The 25,101-nt window shown below is 72.9% G+C and carries 24 protein-coding genes; 16 read left to right on the top strand and 8 right to left on the bottom strand.

Features of this window, described 5'->3' with window-relative positions; translation table 11 throughout:
* Window positions 1-22: 22 nt before the first annotated feature.
* The 3 genes from WBK50_RS16360 (at window position 23) to WBK50_RS16370 (ending at window position 3,092) form a co-directional block, all read left to right on the top strand.
* On the top strand, window positions 23-991 hold the full coding sequence (locus tag WBK50_RS16360) for a COX15/CtaA family protein (protein WP_341336443.1): 969 nt from the start codon (window positions 23-25) through the stop codon (window positions 989-991).
* A gap of 419 nt (window positions 992-1,410) precedes the next feature.
* Window positions 1,411-2,856, top strand: a complete 1,446-nt coding sequence (locus tag WBK50_RS16365; protein WP_341336444.1) for a S9 family peptidase — start codon at window positions 1,411-1,413, stop codon at window positions 2,854-2,856.
* A complete protein-coding gene (locus tag WBK50_RS16370; RefSeq protein WP_341336445.1) occupies window positions 2,847-3,092 on the top strand; it encodes a prolyl oligopeptidase family serine peptidase in 246 nt (81 codons plus the stop codon). Before WBK50_RS16365 ends, WBK50_RS16370 begins: the two co-directional genes overlap by 10 nt.
* Window positions 3,093-3,161: 69 nt before the next feature.
* Here WBK50_RS16370 and WBK50_RS16375 read toward each other — a convergent pair whose 3' ends face one another.
* The gene (locus WBK50_RS16375; RefSeq protein ID WP_445942367.1) at window positions 3,162-4,136 is read right to left on the bottom strand and encodes a heme o synthase; all 975 of its coding nucleotides are present in this window, start codon (window positions 4,134-4,136) and stop codon (window positions 3,162-3,164) included.
* A gap of 385 nt (window positions 4,137-4,521) precedes the next feature.
* On the opposite strand from WBK50_RS16375, the gene tkt reads away from it, so the two are divergent.
* The 8 genes from tkt (at window position 4,522) to WBK50_RS16415 (ending at window position 13,199) form a co-directional block, all read left to right on the top strand.
* Window positions 4,522-6,618: a transketolase gene (gene tkt / locus WBK50_RS16380; protein ID WP_341336446.1), complete on the top strand. Its 2,097-nt coding sequence runs from the start codon at window positions 4,522-4,524 to the stop codon at window positions 6,616-6,618.
* 28 nt (window positions 6,619-6,646) lie between these two features.
* Window positions 6,647-7,759, top strand: coding sequence for a transaldolase (tal, locus tag WBK50_RS16385; protein ID WP_341336447.1), 1,113 nt, complete (start codon window positions 6,647-6,649; stop codon window positions 7,757-7,759).
* Window positions 7,760-7,780: 21 nt separating this feature from the next.
* Entirely contained in the window at window positions 7,781-8,860 is a 1,080-nt protein-coding gene (locus WBK50_RS16390) for a hypothetical protein (protein WP_341336448.1), read from the top strand.
* A gap of 194 nt (window positions 8,861-9,054) precedes the next feature.
* Window positions 9,055-9,384 carry a hypothetical protein gene (locus tag WBK50_RS16395; RefSeq protein WP_341336449.1) on the top strand — a complete coding sequence of 110 codons (330 nt, stop codon included), beginning with the start codon at window positions 9,055-9,057 and terminating at the stop codon, window positions 9,382-9,384.
* Between the two features lie 7 nt (window positions 9,385-9,391).
* The gene (zwf, locus tag WBK50_RS16400; RefSeq protein ID WP_341336450.1) at window positions 9,392-10,951 is read left to right on the top strand and encodes a glucose-6-phosphate dehydrogenase; all 1,560 of its coding nucleotides are present in this window, start codon (window positions 9,392-9,394) and stop codon (window positions 10,949-10,951) included.
* Window positions 10,952-11,015: 64 nt separating this feature from the next.
* Entirely contained in the window at window positions 11,016-11,960 is a 945-nt protein-coding gene (gene opcA / locus WBK50_RS16405; protein WP_341336451.1) for a glucose-6-phosphate dehydrogenase assembly protein OpcA, read from the top strand.
* A gap of 35 nt (window positions 11,961-11,995) precedes the next feature.
* Window positions 11,996-12,775, top strand: a complete 780-nt coding sequence (gene pgl / locus WBK50_RS16410) for a 6-phosphogluconolactonase (RefSeq protein WP_341336452.1) — start codon at window positions 11,996-11,998, stop codon at window positions 12,773-12,775.
* Between the two features lie 16 nt (window positions 12,776-12,791).
* Entirely contained in the window at window positions 12,792-13,199 is a 408-nt protein-coding gene (locus WBK50_RS16415) for a hypothetical protein (protein ID WP_341336453.1), read from the top strand.
* Window positions 13,200-13,220: 21 nt separating this feature from the next.
* On the opposite strand, the gene WBK50_RS16420 is transcribed toward WBK50_RS16415, so the two are convergent.
* Window positions 13,221-13,712, bottom strand: a complete 492-nt coding sequence (locus WBK50_RS16420) for an Lrp/AsnC family transcriptional regulator (protein WP_341336454.1) — start codon at window positions 13,710-13,712, stop codon at window positions 13,221-13,223.
* A 105-nt stretch (window positions 13,713-13,817) separates the two neighbouring features.
* On the opposite strand from WBK50_RS16420, the gene WBK50_RS16425 reads away from it, so the two are divergent.
* The 3 genes from WBK50_RS16425 to WBK50_RS16435 all read left to right on the top strand — a co-directional run bounded on the left by WBK50_RS16425 (window position 13,818) and on the right by WBK50_RS16435 (window position 15,854).
* Window positions 13,818-14,294 (top strand): VOC family protein, encoded by a 477-nt coding sequence (locus tag WBK50_RS16425; protein WP_341336455.1) that lies wholly within the window; start codon window positions 13,818-13,820, stop codon window positions 14,292-14,294.
* A 132-nt stretch (window positions 14,295-14,426) separates the two neighbouring features.
* Window positions 14,427-15,533 (top strand): formate-dependent phosphoribosylglycinamide formyltransferase, encoded by a 1,107-nt coding sequence (gene purT / locus WBK50_RS16430; protein ID WP_341336456.1) that lies wholly within the window; start codon window positions 14,427-14,429, stop codon window positions 15,531-15,533.
* 90 nt (window positions 15,534-15,623) lie between these two features.
* A complete protein-coding gene (locus WBK50_RS16435) occupies window positions 15,624-15,854 on the top strand; it encodes a hypothetical protein (RefSeq protein WP_341336457.1) in 231 nt (76 codons plus the stop codon).
* Window positions 15,855-15,859: 5 nt separating this feature from the next.
* On the opposite strand, the gene WBK50_RS16440 is transcribed toward WBK50_RS16435, so the two are convergent.
* On the bottom strand, window positions 15,860-16,963 hold the full coding sequence (locus WBK50_RS16440; protein ID WP_341336458.1) for a lysylphosphatidylglycerol synthase transmembrane domain-containing protein: 1,104 nt from the start codon (window positions 16,961-16,963) through the stop codon (window positions 15,860-15,862).
* A gap of 365 nt (window positions 16,964-17,328) precedes the next feature.
* Here WBK50_RS16440 and WBK50_RS16445 point away from each other — a divergent pair, with 365 nt between their 5' ends.
* On the top strand, window positions 17,329-18,096 hold the full coding sequence (locus tag WBK50_RS16445) for a hypothetical protein (RefSeq protein WP_341336459.1): 768 nt from the start codon (window positions 17,329-17,331) through the stop codon (window positions 18,094-18,096).
* Window positions 18,093-21,341, top strand: coding sequence for a bifunctional cytochrome P450/NADPH--P450 reductase (locus WBK50_RS16450; RefSeq protein ID WP_341336460.1), 3,249 nt, complete (start codon window positions 18,093-18,095; stop codon window positions 21,339-21,341). Before WBK50_RS16445 ends, WBK50_RS16450 begins: the two co-directional genes overlap by 4 nt.
* A gap of 45 nt (window positions 21,342-21,386) precedes the next feature.
* On the opposite strand, the gene WBK50_RS16455 is transcribed toward WBK50_RS16450, so the two are convergent.
* The 5 genes from WBK50_RS16455 to gap form a co-directional block, all read right to left on the bottom strand.
* Complete coding sequence (locus tag WBK50_RS16455; protein ID WP_297496539.1) at window positions 21,387-21,728, bottom strand: RNA polymerase-binding protein RbpA; 342 nt, start codon at window positions 21,726-21,728, stop codon at window positions 21,387-21,389.
* Between the two features lie 16 nt (window positions 21,729-21,744).
* Window positions 21,745-21,981 carry a preprotein translocase subunit SecG gene (gene secG, locus WBK50_RS16460; protein ID WP_297496508.1) on the bottom strand — a complete coding sequence of 79 codons (237 nt, stop codon included), beginning with the start codon at window positions 21,979-21,981 and terminating at the stop codon, window positions 21,745-21,747.
* 135 nt (window positions 21,982-22,116) lie between these two features.
* Window positions 22,117-22,902, bottom strand: a complete 786-nt coding sequence (gene tpiA, locus WBK50_RS16465; protein WP_341336461.1) for a triose-phosphate isomerase — start codon at window positions 22,900-22,902, stop codon at window positions 22,117-22,119.
* Window positions 22,899-24,074 (bottom strand): phosphoglycerate kinase, encoded by a 1,176-nt coding sequence (locus WBK50_RS16470; protein ID WP_341336462.1) that lies wholly within the window; start codon window positions 24,072-24,074, stop codon window positions 22,899-22,901. Before WBK50_RS16470 ends, tpiA begins: the two co-directional genes overlap by 4 nt.
* Complete coding sequence (gene gap, locus WBK50_RS16475) at window positions 24,071-25,084, bottom strand: type I glyceraldehyde-3-phosphate dehydrogenase (protein ID WP_341336463.1); 1,014 nt, start codon at window positions 25,082-25,084, stop codon at window positions 24,071-24,073. Before gap ends, WBK50_RS16470 begins: the two co-directional genes overlap by 4 nt.
* Between the last annotated feature and the right edge of the window lie 17 nt (window positions 25,085-25,101).

Consider the following 25,101-nt stretch of genomic DNA (forward strand, 5'->3'; position numbering starts at 1 on the left):
TCACCTTCTACGATCTGTAGTCGTGGCCCGCCCCTCCTTCCTCGCGCGCATCCCGTCCACCCCGCCGGCGCTGATGCGCCGGCTGGCCCTGCTCGCGGTGCTCGCCCAGGGCGGGATCGCGGTCACCGGCTCGGTCGTCCGGGTGACGGGGTCCGGGCTGGGCTGCCCGACCTGGCCCAACTGCTTCCCCGGCAGCCTCGTCCCCGTCGCGCATCCCGGGATCGCGGCGCTGACGCAGTGGATCGAGTTCTCGAACCGGCTGCTGACGTTCGTCGTGGTGGCGATCTCGGGGTTCTGCCTGCTCGCGGCGTTGAACACCCGGCCCCGGCGCCGCCGGCTCACCTGGCTCGCGGTCGCGATGCCGCTGGGGGTGGTGGCACAGGCCGTCATCGGCGGGTTCACCGTGCTCCTGGGCCTGGCCTGGTGGAGCGTGATGCCGCACTTCCTGGCGTCGATGCTGCTCGTCTGGCTGGCCGTGCAGCTCGTCGACGAGGCCACGGCGGGCGGGCCCGTCGTCCGCACGGTGCCCGGTGCCGCCCGCGGGCTGATCGTGCTGAGCTCCGTCGTCCTGGGGGCCCTGCTGGTCGCCGGGACGCTCGTCACGGCCGCGGGGCCGCACGCGGGGGACGCGAGCACGCCCCGGCTGGGCCTGGGCGTCCCGGCGATGGCCCAGCTGCACGCGGACCTGCTCTTCGCCTACCTCGGGCTGCTCGCCGGGCTCGGTTTCACCCTGTTCGCCACGCACGCGGCAGCTGCGCTGAAGCGCCGCTACTGGGTGCTGGTCGCGGTCGTGGCCGCGCAGGGAGCGCTGGGCGGCATCCAGTACGCCCTGGGCGTGCCGGAGGTCCTCGTGGCGCTGCACGTGCTCGGCGCGGCCGCGGTCACCGCGGCCGCCGCGGCGGTGTGGGCGGGCACGACCCGCCGGGAGCCACTGCCGGACGCCGTCGCGGACGTGTCGGTCGAACCGCCGGCGCTCGCCGCTCGGCCCTGATCGGGCTGGTCCCCGATCATGCTCGCGGCCAATCCGGCCGCGGGATGCCGACCAGCGCCACCACGCCCCGTGCGAAGGTGGGGGCGTGAGCGACCCCACCCCTTTCGCCGACCTCCAGGACTACCTCGGCCTCGACCGGCTCGCCGGCCTGGAGCTTCTCCCCGGACGGCACCCGCCTCGTCACCGTCGTCTCCGCCCTCGACGCCGACCGCTCTGGGCGCGTCACCGCGCTGTGGGAGATCGACCCCACGGGTGAGCGAGCCGCACGGCGGCTGACGCGCAGCGCGAAGGGCGAGTCGGCCCCGGCGTTCACCCCCACCGGCGACCTGCTCTTCGTCTCGGCGCGGCCCGACGGCACGGCACCGGACGACGCCCCCGCCGCCCTCTGGGAGCTGCCGGCGGACGGCGGCGAGGCCCGGGTGGTCGGGACCCGGCCCGGCGGCGTCGGGTCCCCCGTCGTCGCGCTGGAGACCGGATCCGTGCTGGCCACGTCCCCGACGATGCCCGGCGCCGTCACCGCCGAGGACGACGAGAAGCGGCGGCGGGCCCGCAAGGACGGGAAGGTCTCGGCGATCCTGCACACGGCCTACCCCGTGCGGTACTGGGACCACGACCTCGGACCGGACGAGCCGCGGCTGCTCCTCGGCGGCCCGGCCGCGGACGACGCGACGATCACCTGGACGGACCTGACCCCGACGCCGGGTGCCGCGCTCGTCGAGAGCGCGGCGGACCTCACGCCGGACGGCCGGACCGTCGTCACGGTGTGGAAGGTCCCGGCGCCGGGCGGGGACGTGCGGTCCACGATCGCGGCGATCGACGTCGGCTCGGGCGAACGGCGGGTCCTGCTCGCGGACGACACCCACGACTATCTGAACCTGCAGGTCAGCCCGGACGGTGCCGCGGTCGCGGTGCTGCGGGAGAGGCGGTCGGAGGCGACCCGCGGCCCGGTGGTCGACCTCGTCGTGGTGCCCCTGTCCGGCGGCGCCGTCGCCGAGATCACCTCCGGCTGGGACCGGTGGCCCGCGGCGTTCCGCTGGACCCCGGACTCGGCCGCGCTGATCGTCGTCGCGGACGAGAACGGGCGCTCCCCGCTGTTCCGGGTCGCGCTCGACGGGAGCGTCACCCGGCTCACCGGGGACCACGGCGCCTACACCGACCCTCGCGTCTCGCCGGACGGGGCCTCCGTCTACGCGCTGCGCTCCGCCGTCGACTCGCCGCCCGCGCCGGTCCGGCTCGACGCGCACGCGCCGGACCAGCAGCCCGTCGGCCTGCCGGGGCCCGTCGAGCCGCCCGCACTGCCGGGCACGCTCACGGAGATCGACACCACCGCGTCGGACGGCACCGCCCTACGCGCCTGGCTCGTGCTGCCCGACGGGGCGAGTGCCGCGGAGCCGGCGCCGCTCCTGCTCTGGGTGCACGGCGGCCCGCTGGGCAGCTGGAACGCCTGGCAGTGGCGCTGGAACCCGTGGCTGATGGCCGCCCGCGGCTACGCCGTGCTGCTGCCGGACCCGGCGCTGTCCACGGGCTACGGGCAGGAGTTCGTCGAACGCGGCTGGGGGGCGTGGGGTGCGGCGCCGTACACGGACCTGATGGCCATGACGGATCACGCCGAGAGCCTCCCGGAGATCGACGCGACGCGGGTCGCGGCGATGGGCGGCTCGTTCGGCGGCTACATGGCGAACTGGATCGCCGGGCAGACGGACCGGTTCGCCGCGATCGTCACCCACGCCAGCCTCTGGGCGCTGGACCACTTCGGCACCACGACGGACTTCGCGTCCGAGTGGGCGCGGAGCTCTCGCCGGAGATGTCCGCGGCCAACAGCCCGCACCGCAACGTCGACGCGATCACCACACCCATGCTGGTGATCCACGGGGACAAGGACTACCGGGTGCCGATCGGCGAGGCATTGCGGCTGTGGTGGGAGCTGCAGGCACGGCAGCAGGACCCGGCCGACAACCCGCACCGGTTCCTGTACTTCCCGGACGAGAACCACTGGATCCTGAAGCCGCAGAACTCGGTCGTCTGGTACGAGACGGTCTTCGCGTTCCTGTCCGAGCACGTCCTGGGCAAGGAGACGCCGATGCCGGACCTCCTGGGCTGACCCGCCCCCGCAACGACGACGCCCTCCCGCGGATCTCGCGGGAGGGCGGTCGGAACCTGCCGGGTCTGCTCAGAGGAGAACCGGCAGCCCCACCGCCGCGTCCACCGCGATCGCGATGAACAGGGCGCAGAGGTAGAGGTTCGAGAGGTGGAAGAGCTTCATCGGGGAGACGGTCTCGCCCGCCTTCACCCGCCCGTGCAGCCGGTGCGCGGTGAAGACGAAGTACGCCCCGCCGAGCACGGCGACCGCGGCGTAGATCCAGGAGGTGACCGGCAACAGCAGCAGCGTCCAGGCCGCCATGACCCACGAGTAGGCGACGATCCGGACGGACACCTGACGCGGGGTGGCCACGACCGGCAGCATCGGTACGTCCGCGGCCGCATAGTCGTCCCGGTACTTCATCGCGAGCGCCCAGAAGTGCGGCGGCGTCCAGAAGAAGATGATCCCGAACATGACCAGAGCGGGCCATTCGACGGTGCCGGTCACCGCGGACCAGCCGATGACCACCGGCATGCAGCCCGCGGCGCCGCCCCAGACGATGTTCTGCGAGGTCCGGCGCTTGAGGATCAGCGTGTAGACGAGCACGTAGAACGCGATCGCGCCGACCGCCATCGCGGCGGAGAGCAGGTTCGTGGTGAGCGCCAGCCACACGGCGCTCAGGGCGCCGAGGGCGAGCCCGAAGATCAGCGCGTTGCGCGGGCTGACCTGCCCCTTCGCCGTCGGACGACGGGAGGTGCGCTTCATCTTGGCGTCGATGTCCGCGTCGACCACGCAGTTCAGCGCGTGGGCGCTGGCGGCGGCCACGGCGCCACCGACGAGCGTCGCGAGGATCAGCCAGACCGAGGGGATCGCCCGCTGGGCGAGCACCATGGCCGGCACGGTGACGACGAGCAGCTGCTCGATGATCCGAGCCTTCGTCAGGCCCAGATAGGCACGGAACACGTCCTTCACGCGCTCCAGGCGGGACCACGGATGTGGCCGCCGGTCCGGCGTCGGCGTTGCCGCCGGCCGTCGGGCCTCCCGGGCGGATCCCCGGTCGGACACGGGCGCGCTCACCAGTTGCTACCTCGCTCGGTACCTCGACGATCGTGGTGGGGTGTCGCTCTGCCGCAGCGAGCGGAGCCCGACCCCGCGCGTTCGCACACCACGGACCCCACTTTCTACAACGCGTCGATGCTAACCCGTGGTATGCCCGGCGGTCAGACGGGGTAGACCCCCGAGACCCGTCCGGTGCGACAGGGCGGGAGTTGACCACTGGGGACCGGAGCGGACCAGCCTGGACCACTAGAGTCGGGGGTCGAGTCGGACGCGCATCGTGGCGAGGGCCGGTTCACACGCGGGCACCACCGCCCGCGCGCACCCCCCGGACGACGACCGCGTCTGTGTTGTTTCAGCAGCCGCCCGTTCACACGAGGACAGGAGCACACCCGTGTCCGTTACGTCGGAACCCGACGTCGCCGCACTGACCCGAGCCCAGGTACCCGCGGACTGGACCGACCTCGACCGGCGCGCGGTCGACACGATCCGCGTGCTGGCCGCCGACGCCGTGCAGAAGGTCGGCAGCGGTCACCCCGGCACGGCGATGAGCCTCGCCCCGCTCGCGTACACGCTGTTCCAGCGCGTCATGCGGCACGACCCGCAGAACCCCGGCTGGATCGGCCGGGACCGCTTCGTCCTCTCCGCCGGGCACTCCAGCCTGACGCTCTACATCCAGCTGTTCCTGTCCGGATACGAGATGGAGCTGGAGGACCTGGAGGCGCTGCGGACGTGGGGGTCCAAGACGCCGGGCCACCCGGAGCTCGGGCTGACCCCGGACGGTGTGGAGATGACCACCGGCCCGCTGGGCCAGGGCCTGGCCTCCGCGGTCGGCATGTCGATGGCGTCACGCCGCGAGCGCGGCCTGTTCGACCCGGAGCCGCCCCTGGGCGAGAGCCCGTTCGACCACTTCATCTACGTGATCGCCTCGGACGGGGACATCGAGGAGGGCGTCACGAGCGAGGCGTCGTCGCTCGCGGGCCGCCAGGACCTCGGCAACCTCATCGTCTTCTACGACGACAACGAGATCTCGATCGAGGACGACACGAGGATCGCGCTGTCCGAGGACACCGCGAAGCGGTACGAGGCCTACGGCTGGCACGTCCAGGTCGTCGAGGGCGGGGAGAACGTCACCGGCATCCTCGAGGCGATCGAGAACGCGAAGGCCGAGACGACGCGCGCGTCGTTCATCCAGCTGCGCACGATCATCGGCTACCCGGCGCCCACCAAGATGAACACCGGCAAGGCGCACGGCGCCGCGCTGGGCGCCGACGAGGTGGCCGAGGTCAAGAAGATCCTCGGGTTCGACCCGGAGAAGTCGTTCCAGGTCGACCCGGAGGTCCTGGAGTACACCCGCTCCGTCGCCGAGCGCCACCAGGCGGAGAAGCGGCGGTGGGAGGAGGCCTACGAGGAGTGGACCACCCGGGAGCCGGAGCGCAAGCAGCTCTTCGACCGGCTCGTCGCCAACGCCCTCCCCGAGGGCTGGGCGGACGCCCTGCCGACGTGGGACGCCGATCCCAAGGGCCTCGCGACGCGCAAGGCGTCCGGTGAGACGCTGAAGGCCCTGGCCCCGGTGCTGCCGGAGCTCTGGGGCGGTTCGGCCGACCTCGCGGAGAGCAACAACACGACGATGGAGGGCGCGGACTCGTTCGGCCCGAGCTCGGCGGCCACCAAGATGTGGAAGGCCAACCCGTACGGCCGCACGCTGCACTTCGGCGTCCGCGAGCACGCGATGGGCGCGATCCTCAACGGCATCGCGCTGCACGGGCCGACCCGGCCCTACGGCGGCACGTTCCTGCAGTTCAGCGACTACATGCGCGGAGCGGTCCGGCTCGGCTCGCTGATGAAGACCGCAGCGATCTTCATCTGGACGCACGACTCCATCGGCCTCGGCGAGGACGGCCCGACCCACCAGCCGATCGAGCACCTCACCGCGCTGCGGGCCATCCCGAACCTCTCGGTGCTGCGCCCGGCGGACGCGAACGAGACCGCCGCCGGCTGGAAGGCCACGCTCGAGTGGCAGGACGGCCCCGTCGGCATGTGCCTGAGCCGGCAGAACCTGCCGGTGCTCGAGGGCACCTCCGTCGAGGGCGTCAAGAAGGGCGGCTACATCCTGGCCGAGGCGTCCTCCGGCGAGCCGCAGGTGATCCTGATCGGCACCGGTTCGGAGGTGCAGCTCGCCGTCGCGGCCCGCAGGACCCTCGAGGCGGACGGGGTCCCGACCCGGGTGGTCTCGATGCCGTGTGTCGAGTGGTTCGACGCCCAGGACACCGCCTACCGGGAATCGGTGCTGCCCCCGTCGGTGAAGGCGCGGGTCGCGGTCGAGGCCGGCATCGCGATGTCGTGGTACCGCTTCGTCGGCGACGCCGGGCGGATCGTGAGCATCGAGCACTACGGCGCGAGCGCGGACGCGGCGACACTGTTCGAGAAGTTCGGCTTCACGCCGGAGGCTGTCGTCGACGCGGCGCGCGCCAGCCTCGGCAAGTCCTGATCGCGTGCGAGACGAAGGAGATCTGGCAATGAGCACGAACGAAAGGCTCGCCGCCCTTTCCGCGGCGGGCGTGTCCATCTGGCTCGACGACCTCTCCCGGGAGCGGATCGACTCGGGCAACCTGCTGGAGCTGATCAACGACTGGTACGTCGTCGGCGTCACCACCAACCCCACGATCTTCGCCAGCGCGCTGTCCAAGGGCGAGGCCTACGACGCGCAGGTCCGCGAGCTCGCGAGCCGGGGCGCGGACGTCGCGGCCGCGATCCGCGAGATCACCGTGGCGGACGTCCAGCAGGCGTGCGACCTGTTCAGCGGCACCTGGGAGTCCACCGGCGGCACGGACGGCCGGGTCTCCCTCGAGGTCGACCCGACGCTGGCCCGCGACACCGAGGCCACCGTCGCGCAGGCGCTGGACCTGTGGAAGGCCGTGGACCGGCCGAACCTGCTGGTCAAGATCCCGGCCACCCAGGAGGGGCTGCCGGCCATCACCCGCGCGCTCGCCGAGGGCGTCAGCGTCAACGTCACGCTGATCTTCTCGGTCGAGCGCTACGAGCACGTGATGGGTGCCTACCTCGACGGCCTCGAGCAGGCGGCCGCCAACGGGCAGGCGCTCGCGTCCATCCAGTCGGTCGCGTCGTTCTTCGTGTCCCGTGTGGACACCGAGATCGACAAGCGGCTCGAGGCGATCGGCAGCGACGAGGCGATGGCCCTGCGCGGCAAGGCGGGTGTCGCGAACTCGCGGCTGGCGTACGCGGCGTTCGAGAAGGTCTTCGCCTCGGACCGCTGGAAGGCTCTCGAGGCGAAGGGCGCCAACCCGCAGCGGCCGCTGTGGGCCTCCACCGGCGTGAAGAACCCCGACTACCCGGACACGATGTACGTCACCGAGCTGGTGGTGGCGAACACGGTGAACACCATGCCGGAGGCGACGCTGAAGGCGTTCGCGGACCACGGCGAGGTCCACGGCGACCGGGTCACCGGGCGCGCGGAGGAGGCCCAGAAGGTCTTCGACCAGCTGGAGGCCGTCGGCATCGATATCACGGACGTGTTCCTCACCCTGGAGAACGAGGGCGTGGACAAGTTCGAGAAGTCCTGGGGCGAGCTGCAGGAGACCGTGCAGGGCCAGCTCGACGCCGCGAAGTAGGAGCAGAGGGAGGCAGGACCGTTGACGTCCGGACGCACCGTGCGCGCACCGGCCGTCGCACTCGCCGGTGAGCTGGCGGGGGACGCCCGGCGCATCGCCGGCGAGCTCGCCGGCGACGTCGTGGCGTCCCGCATCGCGGACGCGGACCCCAGCGCCTGGGGTCCGGCGGGCGGCGCCGCCGACGGCCTCGGCTGGTCGGCGCTCCCCCGCACGTCCCGTCCGCTCGTCGGGCAGGTCGAGGCGTTGCGGGAACGGTTCCGGGTCTCCGGTGCGCCGCGCGTACTCCTCGTGGGGGACGCGCGGCTCACCCTGGGCGCCCAGGCGCTGGCGGGCTCGACCTGGACCGGACCCGGGCTGCCGCTGACCGTCGTGGACTCGGCGGATCCCGGCCAGGTGTCGGACGCGCTGGCCGGGGACCTCGGGGCGAGCGTGCTCGTCGTCGCGGACCGGTCCGGCGCGGACCCGCGCATCGAGGCCGTGCACCGGATCCTCGCCGACGCCATGGCCCTCGAGCTGCTCGACGAGGGCGCCGACGCCGGCGTCGCGGCCCGCACGGTCGTGATCACCGAGGCCGGCTCCCCGCTCGACGAGCGGGCGCGGCGGGAGGGCTCCGTCGTCGTCACCGCCGAGCGGGACGTGCCCGGCCCCTTCTCCGTGCTCGGCTCGCCGGGCCTGGTGCCCGCGGGCCTCGCGGGAGCGGACGTCGGGGCGGTCCTGGCCGACGCCGCGGTCGCGGCCGCGCTGCTGCTCCCGGACGCCCCGGACAACCCCGCGCTCGAGCTCGCCGGGGCGCTCGTCGCCCACGGGGACGTGCCGCTGGTGCTGGACGCGGCCTCCGGACCGCCCGGCCTGGCCGCATGGCTCGCCCAGCTGCTCACCGCCGCCGGGCGGCTCCCGCTGCTCGCGGACGAGCTGGACCCGGTCGACGACCTCGACGTGGCACCTCCCGGCGCGGCCCGGATCGCGCTCGGCCCCTCCGCGGAACAGGTCGACATCCGGACCACCGGGCCCGTCGGCGGGCAGGTACTGCTCTGGCAGTACGCCGTCGCCGCCGCGGCCCGGCTGCTCGGGGGCGTCCGTTCGCCGCCGAGGCACCCCTGATCAGGAGGGATCCGCTGCCCGCCGAGCCCCCTCGGGCGACGGACGGGCTCGTCGAGATCCGCGCCGGGGCGTGGCTGCCCGCGGGTACCGACACCGTCGGCGCGGCCCTGCAGGCGCTCGTCGACGCGACGCCGGCGCGCGGGCACGTCGCGCTCTCCGCCTGGCTGGACCCGGCCACGGACGCGTCGCTCGCCGTGCTGCGGGGCGAGCTGGCCCGCCGCGCCGGGACGCCGGCCGTCTTCGGCTGGGCGCCCCGGGACGGGACCGGCGGCGAGCGGGCGGACCGGGTCCTGTGCCAGCTGACCGCCGACCCGCCGGATGATCTCGTGGCGGACCCCGGGCCCGACCTGACTAGGCTTCAGCTCACCGAGGCCGCCACCGTCGCGGCCGACGTCGCGGCGCGGGGTGTCCCCGTGCTGCGGTTGCACCTCGTGGACAGGGTGGCCGGGCTGGTCACGCTGGCCCGCGCCGTACAGGAACTGCGCGCCCGGCCGGACGACCGGGCGGGCCGAGAGGACGGATGACCCCACGATGACCTCCGGCACCAAGATCTCCTCGGGGAGCGCGGGATACGTCAACCCGCTGCGGGACCCCCGGGACAAGCGTCTCCCGCGGATCGCGGGCCCGTGCGGTCTGGTGATATTCGGCGTCACCGGAGACCTGTCGCGGAAGAAGCTGATGCCCGCGATCTATGACCTCGCCAACCGCGGGCTGCTGCCGCCGGGCTTCGCGCTCACCGGGTTCGCCCGGCGGGACTGGTCGACCGAGGACTTCGGTCAGATCGTCTACGAGGCCGTCCGCGAGCACGCCCGCACGCCCTTCCGGCAGGAGGTCTGGGACCGGCTCGCCGAGGGCTTCCGGTTCGTCGAGGGCAGCTTCGACGACGACGACGCGTTCGACCGGCTCGAGGCGACCGTGCGTGACCTGGACCGGGTCCGGGGCACCGGCGGGAACCACGCGTTCTACCTGTCGATCCCGCCGTCGGCGTTCCCCGTCGTCTGCAAGCAGCTGGCCCGCTCGGGCCTGTCCGCGCAGGACGGCGAGCAGTGGCGCCGGGTGGTGATCGAGAAGCCCTTCGGCCACGACCTCCAGTCGGCCCGGGAGCTCAACGCGATCGTCGACGACGTCTTCCCCGAGGACTCGGTCTTCCGGATCGACCACTACCTCGGCAAGGAGACCGTCCAGAACGTGCTGGCGATGCGCTTCGCCAACCAGCTCTTCGAGCCGATCTGGAACTCCCACTACGTGGACCACGTGCAGATCACGATGGCCGAGGACATCGGTCTCGGCGGGCGCGCCGGCTACTACGACGGCATCGGCGCGGCCCGCGACGTCATCCAGAACCACCTGCTGCAGCTCCTCGCGTTCACCGCGATGGAGGAGCCCACCTCGTTCTCCTCCGACGAGCTGCGCAGCGAGAAGATCAAGGTCCTCAACGCCACCAGGCTCGTCGGCCCGATCGACGAGACCACCGCCCGCGGCCAGTACACCGGCGGCTGGCAGGGCGGCCAGCTCGTCCGCGGGCTCAAGGAGGAGGAGGGCTTCGACCCGAACTCCCGGACCGAGACCTTCGCCGCGATCACCTGCGAGGTCGAGACGCGCCGCTGGGCCGGGGTGCCGTTCTACCTGCGCACCGGCAAGCGGCTGGGCCGCCGCGTCACCGAGATCGCGGTGATCTTCAAGCGGGCCCCGCACCTGCCGTTCGACCAGACGATGACCGAGGAGCTGGGACAGAACGCCTTCGTCGTGCGCGTGCAGCCCGACGAGGGCGTCACCATGCGCTTCGGGTCCAAGGTGCCGGGCAGCCAGATGGAGGTCCGGGACGTCACGATGGACTTCGGCTACGGCACCGCGTTCACCGAGGCGTCCCCCGAGGCCTACGAACGGCTCATCCTCGACGTGCTGCTCGGCGAGCCGTCCCTGTTCCCGGTGAACGAGGAGGTCGAGCGCTCGTGGGAGATCCTGGACCCAGTGATCGAGCACTGGCAGGCCGCGGAGGAGGACTCCGCGCCCTACCCCGCCGGCAGCTGGGGCCCGGAGTCCGCCGAGAAGATGCTCGCCCGGACCGGCCGCACGTGGCGCCGGCCCTGATGACCCCGCCCCCGAGGTCCCCGGCCCCGAAGATCCCGTCCCTGCAGACCGACCGGAGCGTTCGATGATCGTCGACCTGCCGTCGAGCAACTCCTCGGCGGTGAACAAGAAGCTGGTCGAGCTGCGCGAGAGCAACGGCGTGCTGGCCCTGGGCCGGGTGCTGACCCTCGTGGTCGTCACCGATGACGGCCTCTCCATCGAGGGTGCGATCGAGGCCGCGAACTCCGCGAGCCGCGAGCACCCGTGCCGGGTGATCGTGCTGGCCCGCGGCGCCCGCAAGGCGGCGCCGCGGATGGACGCGCAGATCCGCATCGGCGGTGACGCCGGGGCCAGCGAGGTCATCGTCCTGCGCGGGTACGGCCCCCTCGCGGACCCGGAGCCCGGGGCCGGGATGGTCATGCCGCTGCTGCTGCCGGACGCCCCCGTCGTCGCATGGTGGCCGCACGAGGCGCCCGCGGTCCCGTCCGAGGACGCCATCGGCAAGCTCGCCCAGCGCCGGATCACCGACGCCCTGTCGTCGAAAAACCCGCTCAAGGCGTTCGAGCAGCGCCGCGCCCACCACGTCGCCGGGGACACGGACCTCACGTGGACCCGGCTCACCCAGTGGCGCGCGCTGCTGGCTGCGGCCCTGGACTTCCCCCCGCACGAGGACGTCACCGCGGCGCTCGTCGCCGGCGAGGTCGTCTCGCCCTCGACGGACCTGCTGGCCGGCTGGCTCGCCACCCGGCTCAACGTGAAGATCAAGCGCTCGCCGTCCACCAGCACGCACGGCATGTCGCTGGTCCGGCTCACCCGCTCCTCCGGGCCGGTGGAGCTGACCCGCCCGGACGGCAAGATCGCGACCCTCTCGCAGCCCGGCCAGCCGGACCGGATGATCGCGCTGGCCCGCCGCTCGGTGCCGGACTGCCTGTCCGAGGAGCTGCGCCGGCTCGACCCGGACGAGATCTACGGGGCCGCGCTCGCCGGCGTCGGCGAGATCTCGCGGGGCCGGACGCCGGTCAAGGTCTGAAGCCGAAGGACGACACGATGACAGCAGGAGAGCAGATGACGCAGCCGGACATCGCGATCCACACCGACAAGGACGTGCTCGCGGCCGCGGCGGCCGCCCGCCTCGTCACGCGCCTGGTGGATCTGCAGTCCTCCGGGAACGTGCCGAAGCTGGTGCTGACCGGCGGCGGGGTCGGCATCGCCATGCTCGAGCAGCTGCGCCGCTCCCCCGCGCGGGACGCCGTGGACTGGGCGCGGATCGAGTTCTACTGGGGCGACGAGCGGTTCCTCCCGCCCGGGGACCCGGAGCGCAACGAGACCCAGGCCCGCGAGGCGCTGCTCGACCACGTCGGCGTCGACCCGTCGCTGGTGTACCCGATGGGGGCGGACGTCGGCACGGGGCCGTCCGGCGCGGACGAGGCGGCCGCGGAGTACGCGGACCTGCTCAGGCGCAAGGCCCGGCCCGAGGACCACGCCCCCGTCCCGATGTTCGACATCTCGCTGGTCGGGATGGGCGGCGAGGGACACACGCTGTCGATCTTCCCTGAGTCGCCCGCGGTGTACGAGACCGAGCGGACCGTCGTCGCCGTCCACAACTGCCCGAAGCCGCCGCCCACCCGGGTGACGCTGACGCTGCCGGCGCTGCGGAACTCCGCGGAGGTCTGGATCGTCACGGCCGGCGAGGAGAAGGCCGCGGCGGTGGCGATGGCGCTCGGCGGGGCCGGGGAGGTCGCGATCCCGGTGGCCGGCGCCCGGGGCCGCCGCCGGACCCGTTGGCTGTTGGACCGGGCCGCCGCGTCCAAGCTCCCCCGCGATCTCGTCCCGTCCATCGGCTGACCGGCGCGGGCGCTCGATGTACCTGATCGTCGACGGCGCGAACGTCATGGGGTCGCGCCCCGACGGCTGGTGGCGGGACCGCGCCGGGGCCGCCTCGCGGCTGGCGGAGCAGCTGGCCGGGGCGCTGGGCCGGGGCGAGCTCCACGAGCTCTTCGCCGGGCACCCCGGCGCGTCCCGGGTCGTGCTCGTGCTGGAGGGCAAGGCGCGGCGGGCGACACCGCCCGCCGACCCGCCCGACGGGTTCGAGATCCTGCTCGCGCCCGCCGACGGGGACTCCGCGATCGTCGAGCTGGCCCAGGACCTGGTCTCCCGGGGCGAGGACGTCCTCGTCGTCACGGCGGACCGGGAGCTGACCCGGCGGCTGCACGCCGTCGGAGCGCGGACCATCCGCCCCGGGCGGCTGCTGAAGCTCCTCCAGGAGTAGGGCCGAGTCGTTCAGCGCCTCCTAACGCCGCTTGCGGGCCGCCGCGGCCGCGCTCGCCCCGACCGCGCTCGCGACCACCGACCGGCGCGGCAGCGGGCTCGAGTAGACGACACTCGTCGTCACCCCGCCCAGCCCCGAGATCCGGCCGGCGACCTCCTCCAGGTGCCGCATCGAGCGTGCCCGGACCGTCAGCACGAAGCAGTCCTCGCCCGTCACGTGGTGCGCCTCGGTGATCTCCGGTGTCGTCCCGAGCAGGTCCCGGAAGGGGCCGTAGTTGCCGCTCGGGTACCGCAGCCGCACCATCGCCATGATCGCGAGCCCGAGCTTCTCCGGGTCGATCTCGCAGGAGTACCCGGTGATCACCCCGGTGTCCTCCAGCCGGCGGACCCGTTCGGTCACCGCACTCGGTGAGAGCCCGACCGCCCGGCCTAGGTCCGCGTAGCTGGCCCGGCCGTCCCGCTGCAGGGCTTCCAGGAGGCGCCAGTCCGTATCGTCCAGGGTTTCCACGGCCATATCGGCACATTACCGCGTAATCCACCAGTACCGAGTCGTGATCGATGAGTCGCCGGACGCTGCGCGGTCTCACCGGTACAAGCGCCGACCATCCGAGGAGTCACCGTGAAGCAGATCAGCCCCTGTCTCTGGTTCGACGGCCAGGCCGAGCAGGCAGCCGAGTTCTACACCTCCGTCTTCCCGGACTCGAAGATCATCGACGTCCAGCGGTACGGCCCCAACACGCCCGGCGCGGAGGGCGAGGTCATGCTCGTCCGCTTCGAACTGCTGGGCCGGGAGTACGGCGCGCTCAACGGCGGGCCGCAGTTCCCGCACAGCGAGGCCGTCTCGTTCGTCGTCCCCTGCGAGACGACCCAGGAGATCGACACCTACTGGGACGCGCTGGTCGACGGCGGCGAGCCCGGCCCGTGCGGCTGGCTGAAGGACCGGTTCGGCGTGTCCTGGCAGATCGTGTCGCTCGAGGCCGAGGCCTGGATGACCGACCCGGACCAGGAGAGGGCCCAGCGTGTCGTCCAGGTGATGCTCGCCGGCTTCGGGAAGCCGGACGTCGAGGCCCAGCGGAAGGCGTACGAGGGCGGCTGACCCCGCACCGGGCGCGCCGGGGCTCCCCGACGCCCGGCGCCTAGGGTGACCGTATGCGAATCGGTACGCCGCTGAGCCCGTCCGCGACCCGCGTCATGCTGCTCGGCTCCGGGGAAGCTCGGCAAAGAGGTCGTGATCGCCCTGCAGCGCCTCGGCGTCGAGGTGATCGCCGTCGACCGCTATCCGGACGCCCCCGGGCACCAGGTCGCGCACCGCTCGCACGTGATCGACATGACGGACCCGGCCGCGCTCACGGCGCTGATCGAGCAGGAGCGCCCGCACTACGTCATCCCCGAGATCGAGGCGATCGCCACGGACGCCCTCGCCGCGATCGAGGAGAACGGGGTCGCCACCGTCATCCCGACGGCCCGCGCGACGCGGCTGACGATGGACCGCGAGGGAATCCGGCGGCTGGCGGCCGAGGAACTCGGCCTGCCGACCTCGCCGTACGCCTTCGCCGACTCCCTCGACGAGGTGCGCGCGGCCGTCGACGGCGGCATCGGGTACCCGTGCGTGATCAAGCCGGTGATGTCCTCGTCGGGCAAGGGGCAGAGCGTCCTGCGCTCGGCCGACGACCTCGGCCCCGCCTGGGAGTACGCGAGGGCCGGCGGCCGGGTCGCGACGACCCGGGTGATCGTCGAGGGCCTCGTGGACTTCGACTACGAGATCACCCAGCTCACGGTGCGGGGCGTGGACGGGACGTGGTTCTGCGCGCCGATCGGGCACATCCAGGAGCACGGGGACTACGTCGAGTCCTGGCAGCCGCAGCCGATGTCGGCCGCCGCGATCGACGGTGCCAGGGACGTGGCGGGCCGGATCACCGAGGCCCTCGGCGGGCGGGGAATCTTCGGTGTCGAGCTGTTCGTGAAGGGCGACGACGTGCTGTTCTCCGAGGTCTCGCCGCGGCCGCACGACACCGGGCTGGTCACCCTGGCCACGCAGCGGCTCTCCGAGTTCGAGCTGCACGCCCGCGCGGTGCTGGGCCTCCCCGTCGACGTGACGCTGCGCTCGCCCGGCGCCTCCGCGGTGATCTACGGCGGCACGGACGCGAAGGCGATCAGCTTCGAGGGTCTCGAGCTCGCCCTCGCCGTACCGGGCACGGACCTGCGGCTCTTCGGCAAGCCCGAGAGCTTCAAGAGGCGGCGGATGGGCGTGGTGGTCGCGGTCGCGGACGACGTCGAGACCGCCCGGACGCGCGCGAAGGGAGCCGCAGAGCTCGTGCGTCCCGTCGCCGAATGAGGAAGAATGCCGAGGAATCCACGGCTGATCTGCTGAATTGCCGTGGAACCCTACTTCCGGACGGGGCGCGGTCCGCCTGACGTCCGGATCATGACGTCACCGGTCCTGGCCACGCCGCCCGCCTCCCCCGCGGACGCCGCCGCGTTCTTGGCTGCGACGGCGCCACGCGGGGGTGCGCTCGTGCTCGCCCGCGCGGGCTTCCGGGTGCAGGAGATGCTCGGCGGGATCGAGTACCGGATCCGCGCGGGCCTCGCGGTGGAGACCGCGGCGGGGCGGATCGAGCAGGAGCCAGACCCGCTCACCACTCCCTGCGGGTGCTGAGCGGCTCAGAGCGTCCCGGCGAGCGGTTCGGGCGCGTGCCGGTGCCGGTGGGGCGGGGCGAGATGGATCTGCGCCGCGTAGACGACCCACCCGACGACCGACAGGCCGAGCCAGGTGATCATGCGGTAGAGCAGCACGGTCGCCGCCGCGGGCGCGGCCGGCGCGCCCGCCGCCAGCAGGACGCCGAGCAGCCCGGTCTCGGCGAGGCCCGCGCCGCCGGGCAGGACCTGCAGCGCGATGCTGACCTGCACCGCGAGGAAGCCCAGGGCGAGTGCGGTCCAGTGCGCCGGCAGCCCGACGGCCGTCGAGCAGGCAACGAGGGTCAGGAAGTCCGCCGCCCAGCTCAGCAGCGAGAGCACCACCAGCCCGGCCCACTGGCGGGACGTGGGGTGCAGCAGTCCGATCCGGGCGGCGAGGCGGGCCGCCGTCCCGTCCGGGTCCGACGCCCACACGCCGCGGCAGCCCCGGCACAGCCACGGCAGGTGCCTGCCGATGTGGACCAGGACGACCAGGAACCGCCGGAGGACCGCGGGGTGCGTGACCACCGCCCAGGCCCCCGCGGCGCCCAAGGCGATCGCCGCCGCGACGACGACCGCCAACCACAGCGGCAGCCAGCCGGCCGCGCCCAGTGCGAGCACGCCGAGGACCAGCAGGAGGATCGAGGCGAGCGCGCCGGGCAGGAACACCGACCAGGACGCGAGGGCGGCGTCGACGCCCCGCCGACGGAGGCGGGAGATCGCGTAGGCGAGGGCGCCGGCGCCTCCCACGACCGGCACCGTGTTCGAGATCGCGTTCTCGGCGAAGGTGATCGCCTGCACGGTCCGCGCGGGCACGGCGGCCCCGCCCGCCTCCAGCACCCGGCGGTGCATCTCGCCGTACAGGACCAGCGCCGCCATGGCGAGCACGACGGCGAGCAGCAGCCGACCCGGCCGCACCTGCGCGAGCACCTCGTCGGCGTCCCGCACCGCGCGCACCAGCTCGGGCATCTGCCAGCCGATGTAGGCGAGCGCAGCCAGGACGAGCGCCCAGTGCACCAGGGTCTTCCAGTGCCGGGCCGGCCACGCCGCGGCGGCCCGCAGCCCGTTCCGGGGTGCCGCTCCGTCCGCCATTCCGACCCCCACGCCTCCCGCCGGATGGGACGAGGCTAACCCGGGCGAGGGCGGCCGTCCCGGCCGCTGCGCCCTGCTCCTCCGGCAGGCGCGGGGAGGTGGGGTGGAGGCAACCCGGCGACGCTCGAGTGGCTCGAGCGTCACCCACCGCTGCTCGAGCCACTCACGCGCCGGTCGGGAGTGGGGAGGCGGGCGTCGGGCCTCCGCCGGCTGCCCCCGCCTATGCGCCGCCGTCCGCAGGCGGCGACCACGGCGGATGGCCCAACTCGGGCGCCGTCTTCTTGACCGGCCGCGCCGGCAGGTTTACGACGGTGACCGGCCGCGCCGCCTCGCGCCCCGGCTTGGCGGCGGCCCCTGGAGAAGCGATGCCGCTCCCGGTACGCCCGCCCGGCCTGCCCGGCCCCGAACCGATCGACCGGACCGCCCCGGCGGCCGGGGGCGCCGCGCGGCCCGGAGCCGAGGAGAGGACCAGCACCGCCCGCGCGTACGCCCGGGCCGCCGGCCTGTCCGGCGTCGTGTTCGCGGTCCTGTTCGCCGTGGCGCTCGTACTCGTCCGGCAGGCACCGCGGCTCGGCGACCCGGACGCCGTCTACGCGGCGTACTACGCCTCGGACAGCCGGAACCTGCTGGTCACCCTCGGCCTGTACGTCGTGCCGTTCGCCGGGATCGCGTGCCTGTGGCACATGATCGCGACCCGGACGCTGCTCCAGGTCCTGGCCCCGGCCTCGTGGTCCCGGATCCCGCACTGGCTGCAGCTCGCCTCGGGGATCCTCTTCGTCGGCATGCTCTTCGTGGGAACCGCGGCGGTCGGCGGGGTCGCCCTGCTGACCCGCTTCTCGGACTCCCCGCCACCGTCGCCGGAGATCGCCCGCGCGCTGGCGGCGGTCGGTTACGCGATGGTGTTCGTCTACGGCGTCCGGGCCGCGGGCATGTACATGATCGCGACGACCGGGCTCGCCCGGACCGTCGGCCTGCTGTCCGGGCCCGCGGCCGCCGTCAGTTATCTCGTGGCGGCGTTCCTCCTGGTCAGCACGACCTTCCATCCGGCGATCCTGCTGGTGTTCCCGGCGTGGGTGCTCGTGCTGAGCATCGTGCTGCTGGTGCGCCGGCCTACGGGGGCGAAAACGACATGAGCACTGTGGACACTTCGGGCACGGTGGGCGGGATCGACGACATCCCTGGTCCTCGCGGGCTGCCGCTGGTGGGGAACCTCTTCGACATCGACTCGCACGACCCGGTCGAGGGTTTCGTGGCCATGGCCCGCGAGTACGGGCCGATCTTCAAGCTCTCCGGCGCCGGCTCGGTGCGGCTCATCGCCTCGGGGGCCGACATCGTCGAGGAGGTCTGCGACGACTCCCGGTTCGACAAGATGATCGGCGCGGGTCTGTCGAACGTGCGCAACGGCGGCGCCGGGAACGGTCTGTTCACCTCGGAGACGTCCGACCCGCTCTGGCATCGCGCACACAACATCCTGATGTCGCCCTTCAGCATGCAGGCGATGCGGGACTACCTGCCGAAGATGATCGACGTGGCCGACCAGCTGACCGACAAGTGGGCCCGGACCAACCCCGGTGAGGACGTCGACGTCCCGGCCGACATGACCCGGCTCACGCTCGACACGATCGCGCTCTGCGGCTTCGGCTACCGCTTCAACTCCTTCTACCGGGAGACCCCGCACCCCTTCGTCGAGGCGATGACGCGCACGCTGACCGAGTCGCAGGCCCGGAGCCGGCAGCTGCCTCTCCAGACGCGCCTGCGGGTGCGGGCGCAGCGCCGGATGGAGGAGGACCAGGCGTTCATGGAGGCGCTGGTCGACGGGATCGTCGCCGAGCGGCGCGCCCAGGGGGCGGCGGGCGACACCACCGACCTGCTCGGCCGCATGATCAACGGGCTCGACCGGCAGACCGGCGAGGGGCTCCCGGACGAGAACATCCGCGCGCAGTGCATCACGTTCCTCATCGCCGGCCACGAGACGACGTCGGGGCTGCTCTCCTTCGCGCTCTACTACCTGCTGAAGAACCCGGCGTTCCTCGAGCGGGCCCGGGCCGAGGCCGACGAGGTGCTCGGCGACTCCGCGGAGCCCACGTTCGAGCAGGTGCAGCGGCTGACCTACGTGCGCCGGGTGCTCGACGAGACCCTGCGGCTCTGGCCGACCGCGCCCGCCTTCACCCGGACCCCGCTCGAGGACACCGTCCTCGGGGGCCGGTACGCGGTACCCCGCCGGACCCCGATCACGGTGCTGATCCCCGCCCTGCACCGGGACACGTCGGTCTGGGGGCCCGACGCCGCGGAGTTCGACCCGGACCACATGACGCCCGAGCGGCTCGCCACGCTCTCCCCGAACGCCTACAAGCCGTTCGGCACGGGCCAACGGGCGTGCATCGGACGGCAGTTCGCCCTCCAGGAGGCCGTGCTCGTGCTGGGGTCCCTGCTGCAGCGCTTCGACCTCGTCGACCACACCGACTACGTGCTCCACACGAAGACCACGCTCACGGTGAAGCCCGACGAGTTCCGGATCCAGGTCCGGCCACGTCCCGGGCGCCTCTCGGTCCGCTCGGCGCCTCCCGCGGCCGCTCCCGTCGAGCGGGCGGGCGAGCGGACCCCCGCCGCCGCTCCCGCGCCCTCGGTCGCCGGGCACGGCACGAAGCTCGCGGTCCTCTACGGCTCGAACCTGGGCACCTCCGAGGCGCTGGCGACGACGCTCGCCGCCGAGGGCACGGACCGCGGCTTCGACGTCACCCTCGGCGCCCTCGACGACCATGCCGACGACCCCTCCGCCGCCCTCCCGGCCGGGGGCGCCGCCATCGTCGTCAGCTCCTCGTACAACGGCACCCCGCCCGACAACGCCGCGGCGTTCTGCCGGTGGGTGACCGGGCCCGACGCCCACCTCGACGGCACCGCGTACACGGTGTTCGGCTGCGGCAACCGGGAGTGGGCCGCGACCTACCAGGCCGTCCCGACCCTGCTCGACGAGCGCCTCGGCGCGTGCGGCGGACGCCGGGTGCATCCCCGGGGCGAGGCCGACGCGCGGGGCGACGTGGACGCGGCCTACCGGGACTGGCACGCGAACCTCTGGCCGGATCTCGCGGCGGCGCTCGGGCTGCCGGCCGAGGTGGGCGCGGACCTGGCGACCGGGCCGCGGCTGTCGGTGACGCTGACCAACCGTCAGGTGCTGAACCCGGTGATCCTGTCCTACCAGGCCCGGCCCGCCCGGGTCCGGGCCAACCGCGAGCTCATCGCCGGCTCGGACGGCAAGCCCGCCGAACGCTCCACCCGGCACGTCGAGATCGCCCTGCCCGGCGGGCTCGGCTACCGGGCCGGTGACCACCTGGGGGTGCTCCCCCGGAACAGCATCGACCTCATCCGCCGGGTCCTCACCCGGTTCGGCCTGGACGCGGGCCAGTACGCGACGATCATCCCCCACGGCGGGACCCACACCCACCTGCCCATCGACGAGCCGGCGCCGCTCCTGGGAGTGCTCGCCAGCTGCGTCGAGCTGCAGGACGTCGCCACCCGCGGGGACCTCGAGGCCCTCGCCCGGCACGCCCCCGACCCCGAGCAGCGGTCGTCGCTCGAGTCGTTGGCCGGGGAGGGCTACCGCGAGCGGATCGCCCTGGCGAACCGCTCGGTCCTCGACGTGCTCGAGGAGTTCCCGGACTGCGGGCTGCCGTTCGCGGAGTACCTCGACATGCTGCCGCCGCTACGGCCGCGCTACTACTCCATCTCCTCCTCGCCCCTGGTGGAGCCGGGGGTCGCCACCATCACGGCGGGGGTGCTGCGGGCACCGGCGCGGTCCGGCACGGGAACGTTCACCGGGGTCTGCTCGGGGCATCTCGCCGACGTGCCCGAGGAGGGGACGGCCTTCGTGTTCGTCCGCGAGCCGTCGATTGCCTTCCGGCCGCCGGAGAACCCCCACATTCCGATGATCATGATCGGTGCGGGTACCGGGCTCGCGCCCTTCCGCGGCTTCCTGCAGGAACGGGCGCAGCAGCGGGCGCAGGGCGCGCCGGTCGCCCGCTCGCTGCTGTTCACCGGCTGCCGCGGCCCGGAGACCGACCAGCTCTACGCGGACGAGTTGGCGGCCTTCGAGGCGCAGGGCCTCGTCGTGGTCGAGCACGCCTTCTCCCGCTCGCCCGGATCCGGGCCCCGCTACGTCCAGGACGCGATGCGGGCCCGGGCCGACGACGTCTGGGCGCTGCTGCAGCAGGACGCGTCGGTGTTCGTGTGCGGGAACGCATCGACCATGGCACCCGGTGTGCGGGCGGCGCTGAAGGAGATCTACCGCGACAGGACGGGCACCACGGAGTCCGACGCGACCGCCTGGCTCACCGGACTACGGGCGACGGACCGCTTCGTGGAGGACATCTGGGGCGGATGACCCGGAGGCGGGCCGGGGTACGCCCGGCCCGTCCTCGGTGCCTCGTCAGAGCTCGCGGGAGGCGCGGAGGCGCGCGAGGGCCTCCTCGAGGATGGCGGCGCCGTCCTCGTCGCTCCGGCGCTCCTTCACGTAGGCCAGGTGCGTCTTGTAGGGCTCGTTCCGCGGCGGGGCCGGCGGAGCGGTCTGCTCACGCCCGGCCGGGAGGCCGCAGCGCGGGCAGTCCCAGGAGTCCGGGATCTCCGCCTCGGCGGCGAAGGAGGGCCGGGTCTCGTGACCGTTGGCGCAGAAGTACGGGATGCGCTCGCGGGGCGCGGTCTCCCCGCGCTCCGACTCGCCCATCGGGCCGGCACCCACGCGGGTGCCCCGGATCGCGTTGCCGCCTGACATCGCCATGTTCTTCTCCTCAGATCCCGAGCTTGACCAGGACGCCTGTCCCGACGATCGCGACGATCCAGATCGCGGCCGTGAACAGCGTGAGCCGGTCCAGGTTCTTCTCGACGACGCTCGACCCCGAGAGGCTCGACTGGACGCCACCACCGAAGAGGCTCGACAGTCCACCACCGCGACCGCGGTGCAGCAGGATCAGCAGGACCAGCAGCACACTGGTCACGATCAGCACGATCTCTAGCGCGAGCCTCATCCCATCCTCTTCTGCTCGGGGGTGATCCAGGGTACCCGGGCGCGCGCCCCCTGACGGCGGGGGCCCGCGAAGCCCCGGTGAACGACGACGGGCGGCCCCCCGAACCCGGGGAACCGCCCGTCGGGACCGGCCGGACTACGGGAGCGGGCCGCCCGCGGCGATCGCACAGAGCTGCGCGAACTCGTCCGCGTCGAGGCTCGCGCCCCCGACCAGCGCACCGTCCACGTCGGGCTCCGCGACGATCTCGCCGACGTTCTTGGCCTTCACCGAGCCGCCGTAGAGGATGCGCAACCCGGCGGCGACCTCGTCGCCGTACTTCTCCCGGACCGCCTCGCGCAGCGCGTGGCAGACCTCCTGCGCGTCCGCCGCGCTCGCGACCCGTCCGGTGCCGATGGCCCACACCGGCTCGTACGCGACGACGACGGACCGGATCTGCTCCGCGGACACCTTCTCCAGCGCCGCGACGAGCTGGGCGGTGCAGTGCGACACGTGCGCACCGGCCTCCCGGACGTCGAGGCCCTCACCGACGCACAGGATCGGGGCGAGCCCGTTCCGCAGCGCCGCGTGCACCTTGGAGTTGACGACCGCGTCGTCCTCCCCGTGGATCTCGCGCCGCTCCGAGTGCCCGACCACGACGTAGCTGCAGCCGAGCTTCGCGAGCATCACGCCCGACACGTCCCCGGTGTAGGCGCCGGAGTCGAACGGGGACAGGTCCTGCGCGCCGTGCACCATCTTCAGCTTGTCGCCGTCGATGAGCGTCTGCACGCTGCGGATCGCCGTGAACGGCGGGAGCACCGCCACGTCGACGTGGTCGTAGTACTTCTCCGGCAACGCGAAGGCGAGCTTCTGAACCAGGCCGATGGCCTCGAGGTGGTTCAGGTTCATCTTCCAGTTGCCGGCGATCAACGGCGTGCGACTCACGACTGCTCCAGTACCGCGACGCCCGGGAGCGTCTTGCCTTCGAGGAACTCCAGCGAGGCCCCGCCGCCCGTGGAGATGTGGGAGAACCCGTCCTCCGGCAGGCCCAGGGCCCGCACCGCGGCGGCGGAGTCCCCGCCACCGACGACGGAGAACGAGTCGCCGTCGATGATCGCCTGCGCGACACCGCGGGTGCCCTCGGCGAACGGTGCCATCTCGAACACGCCCATCGGCCCGTTCCAGAACACGGTCCTCGCTCCCGCCAGCACCTCGGCGAACGCCGCGACCGAGTCCGGCCCGATGTCGAGCCCCATCCAGCCCTCGGGGATCTGGTCGATCGGGACGGTACGGGTGGACGCGTCCGCGGCGAAGGAGTCCGCCACCACGACGTCCGTCGGAAGCACGATCTTGCCCGACTCCAGGAGCTTGCGGGAGGAGTCGATCTGGTCCTTCTCGAGCAGCGAGGCGCCCACCTCGTGGCCCTGTGCAGCGAGGAAGGTGAAGCACATCCCGCCGCCGACGAGCAGCGAGTCCACCTTCGGCAGCAGCGCCTCGATCACGGCCAGCTTGTCCGAGACCTTCGAGCCGCCGAGCACGACCGCGTACGGCCGCTTCGGCTCCCCCGTGAGCGTGCGCAGCACCTCGACCTCGGACAGGACGAGCCCGCCCGCGTAGGCCGGCAGCTCCTGCGCCACGTCGTACACCGACGCCTGCTTGCGGTGGACGACACCGAACCCGTCCGAGACGAACGCGCCGTCGTCCCCGGCCAGCGCGACCAGCTCGTGGGCGAACTCGGCGCGCTCGGCGTCGTCCTTGCTGGTCTCGCGCGGGTCGAAGCGGATGTTCTCCAGCAGGACGACGTCTCCCGCGGCCATGTTCGGCAGGCCCCTGCCCAGCTCCACGAGCCGGACGGGCGCACCGAGCAGCTCGCCGAGGCGCGCGGCGACCGGGGCGAGGGAGAACTTCGGGTCGGGACCGCCCTTCGGCCGGCCCAGGTGCGCCATGACGACGACCTGCGCGCCGGCCCCGGACAGCTCCGAGATCGTGGGCACGGACGCCCGGATGCGCCCGTCGTCGGTGATGCGGTCCCCGTCGAGCGGGACGTTCAGGTCGGACCGCACGAGCACGGTCCGCCCGTTCACGCCCTCGTCGACGAGGTCGGAGACGGTCCTCACAGCTTCGACGCCACCAGCGCGGTGATGTCGGCGAGGCGGTTGGAGTAGCCCCACTCGTTGTCGTACCAGCCGACGATCTTGACCTGGTTGCCGATGACCTTGGTCAGGCCCGCGTCGAAGATGCAGGAGTGCGGGTCCGTCACGATGTCCGAGGAGACGATCGGGTCCTCGGTGTAGGAGAGGATGCCCTTGAGCGGACCCTCGGCGGCGGCCTTCATCGCGGCGTTGACGGCCTCGGCGGTGGTCTCCTCCTTGACCTCGGCGGTCAGGTCGGTGGCCGAGCCGGTGGGGATCGGCACGCGCAGCGCGAAGCCGTCCAGCTTGCCCTTCAGGTGCGGCATGACCAGCGCGATCGCCTTCGCCGCACCCGTGGAGGTGGGGACGATGTTCAGCGCGGCCGCACGGGCCCGGCGGAGGTCCTTGTGCGGGCCGTCCTGCAGGTTCTGGTCCTGGGTGTAGGCGTGGATCGTGGTCATCAGACCCTTCTCGATCCCCACCAGGTCGTCCAGCACCTTCGCCATCGGCGCGAGGCAGTTCGTGGTGCACGACGCGTTGGACACGATGTTCTGCGACCCGTCGTAGTCCCCGTCGTTCACGCCCTTGACGACGGTGAGGTCCTCACCGGTCGCCGGGGCGGAGATGACGACCTTCTTGGCGCCGGCCTCGAGGTGCTTGGCGGCCGCCTCACGCTTGGTGAACAGGCCGGTGGACTCGACGACCACGTCGACGCCCAGGTCCTTCCAGGGCAGCTCGGCGGGGTCCCGGACCGCGAGGCCCTTGAAGCCCTTGCCGTCCACGATGATCTCGTCGTCGGTCGACGAGACCGAGTACGGGAGGCGGCCCAGGATGGAGTCGTACTTCAGCAGGTGCGCGAGCGTGGCGTTGTCGGTGATGTCGTTCACCGCCACGATCTCGATGTCGCTGGTGCCGGCGGCGCGCTGGGCGTCCACCGCCCGCCAGAAGTTGCGGCCGATACGGCCGAATCCGTTCACGCCTACGCGAACCGTCACTCCGGTGCTCCCTCGAT

It is taken from the genome of Pseudonocardia sp. T1-2H, from assembly GCF_038039215.1.
In the GTDB taxonomy this organism is placed as follows: Bacteria; Actinomycetota; Actinomycetes; order Mycobacteriales; family Pseudonocardiaceae; genus Pseudonocardia.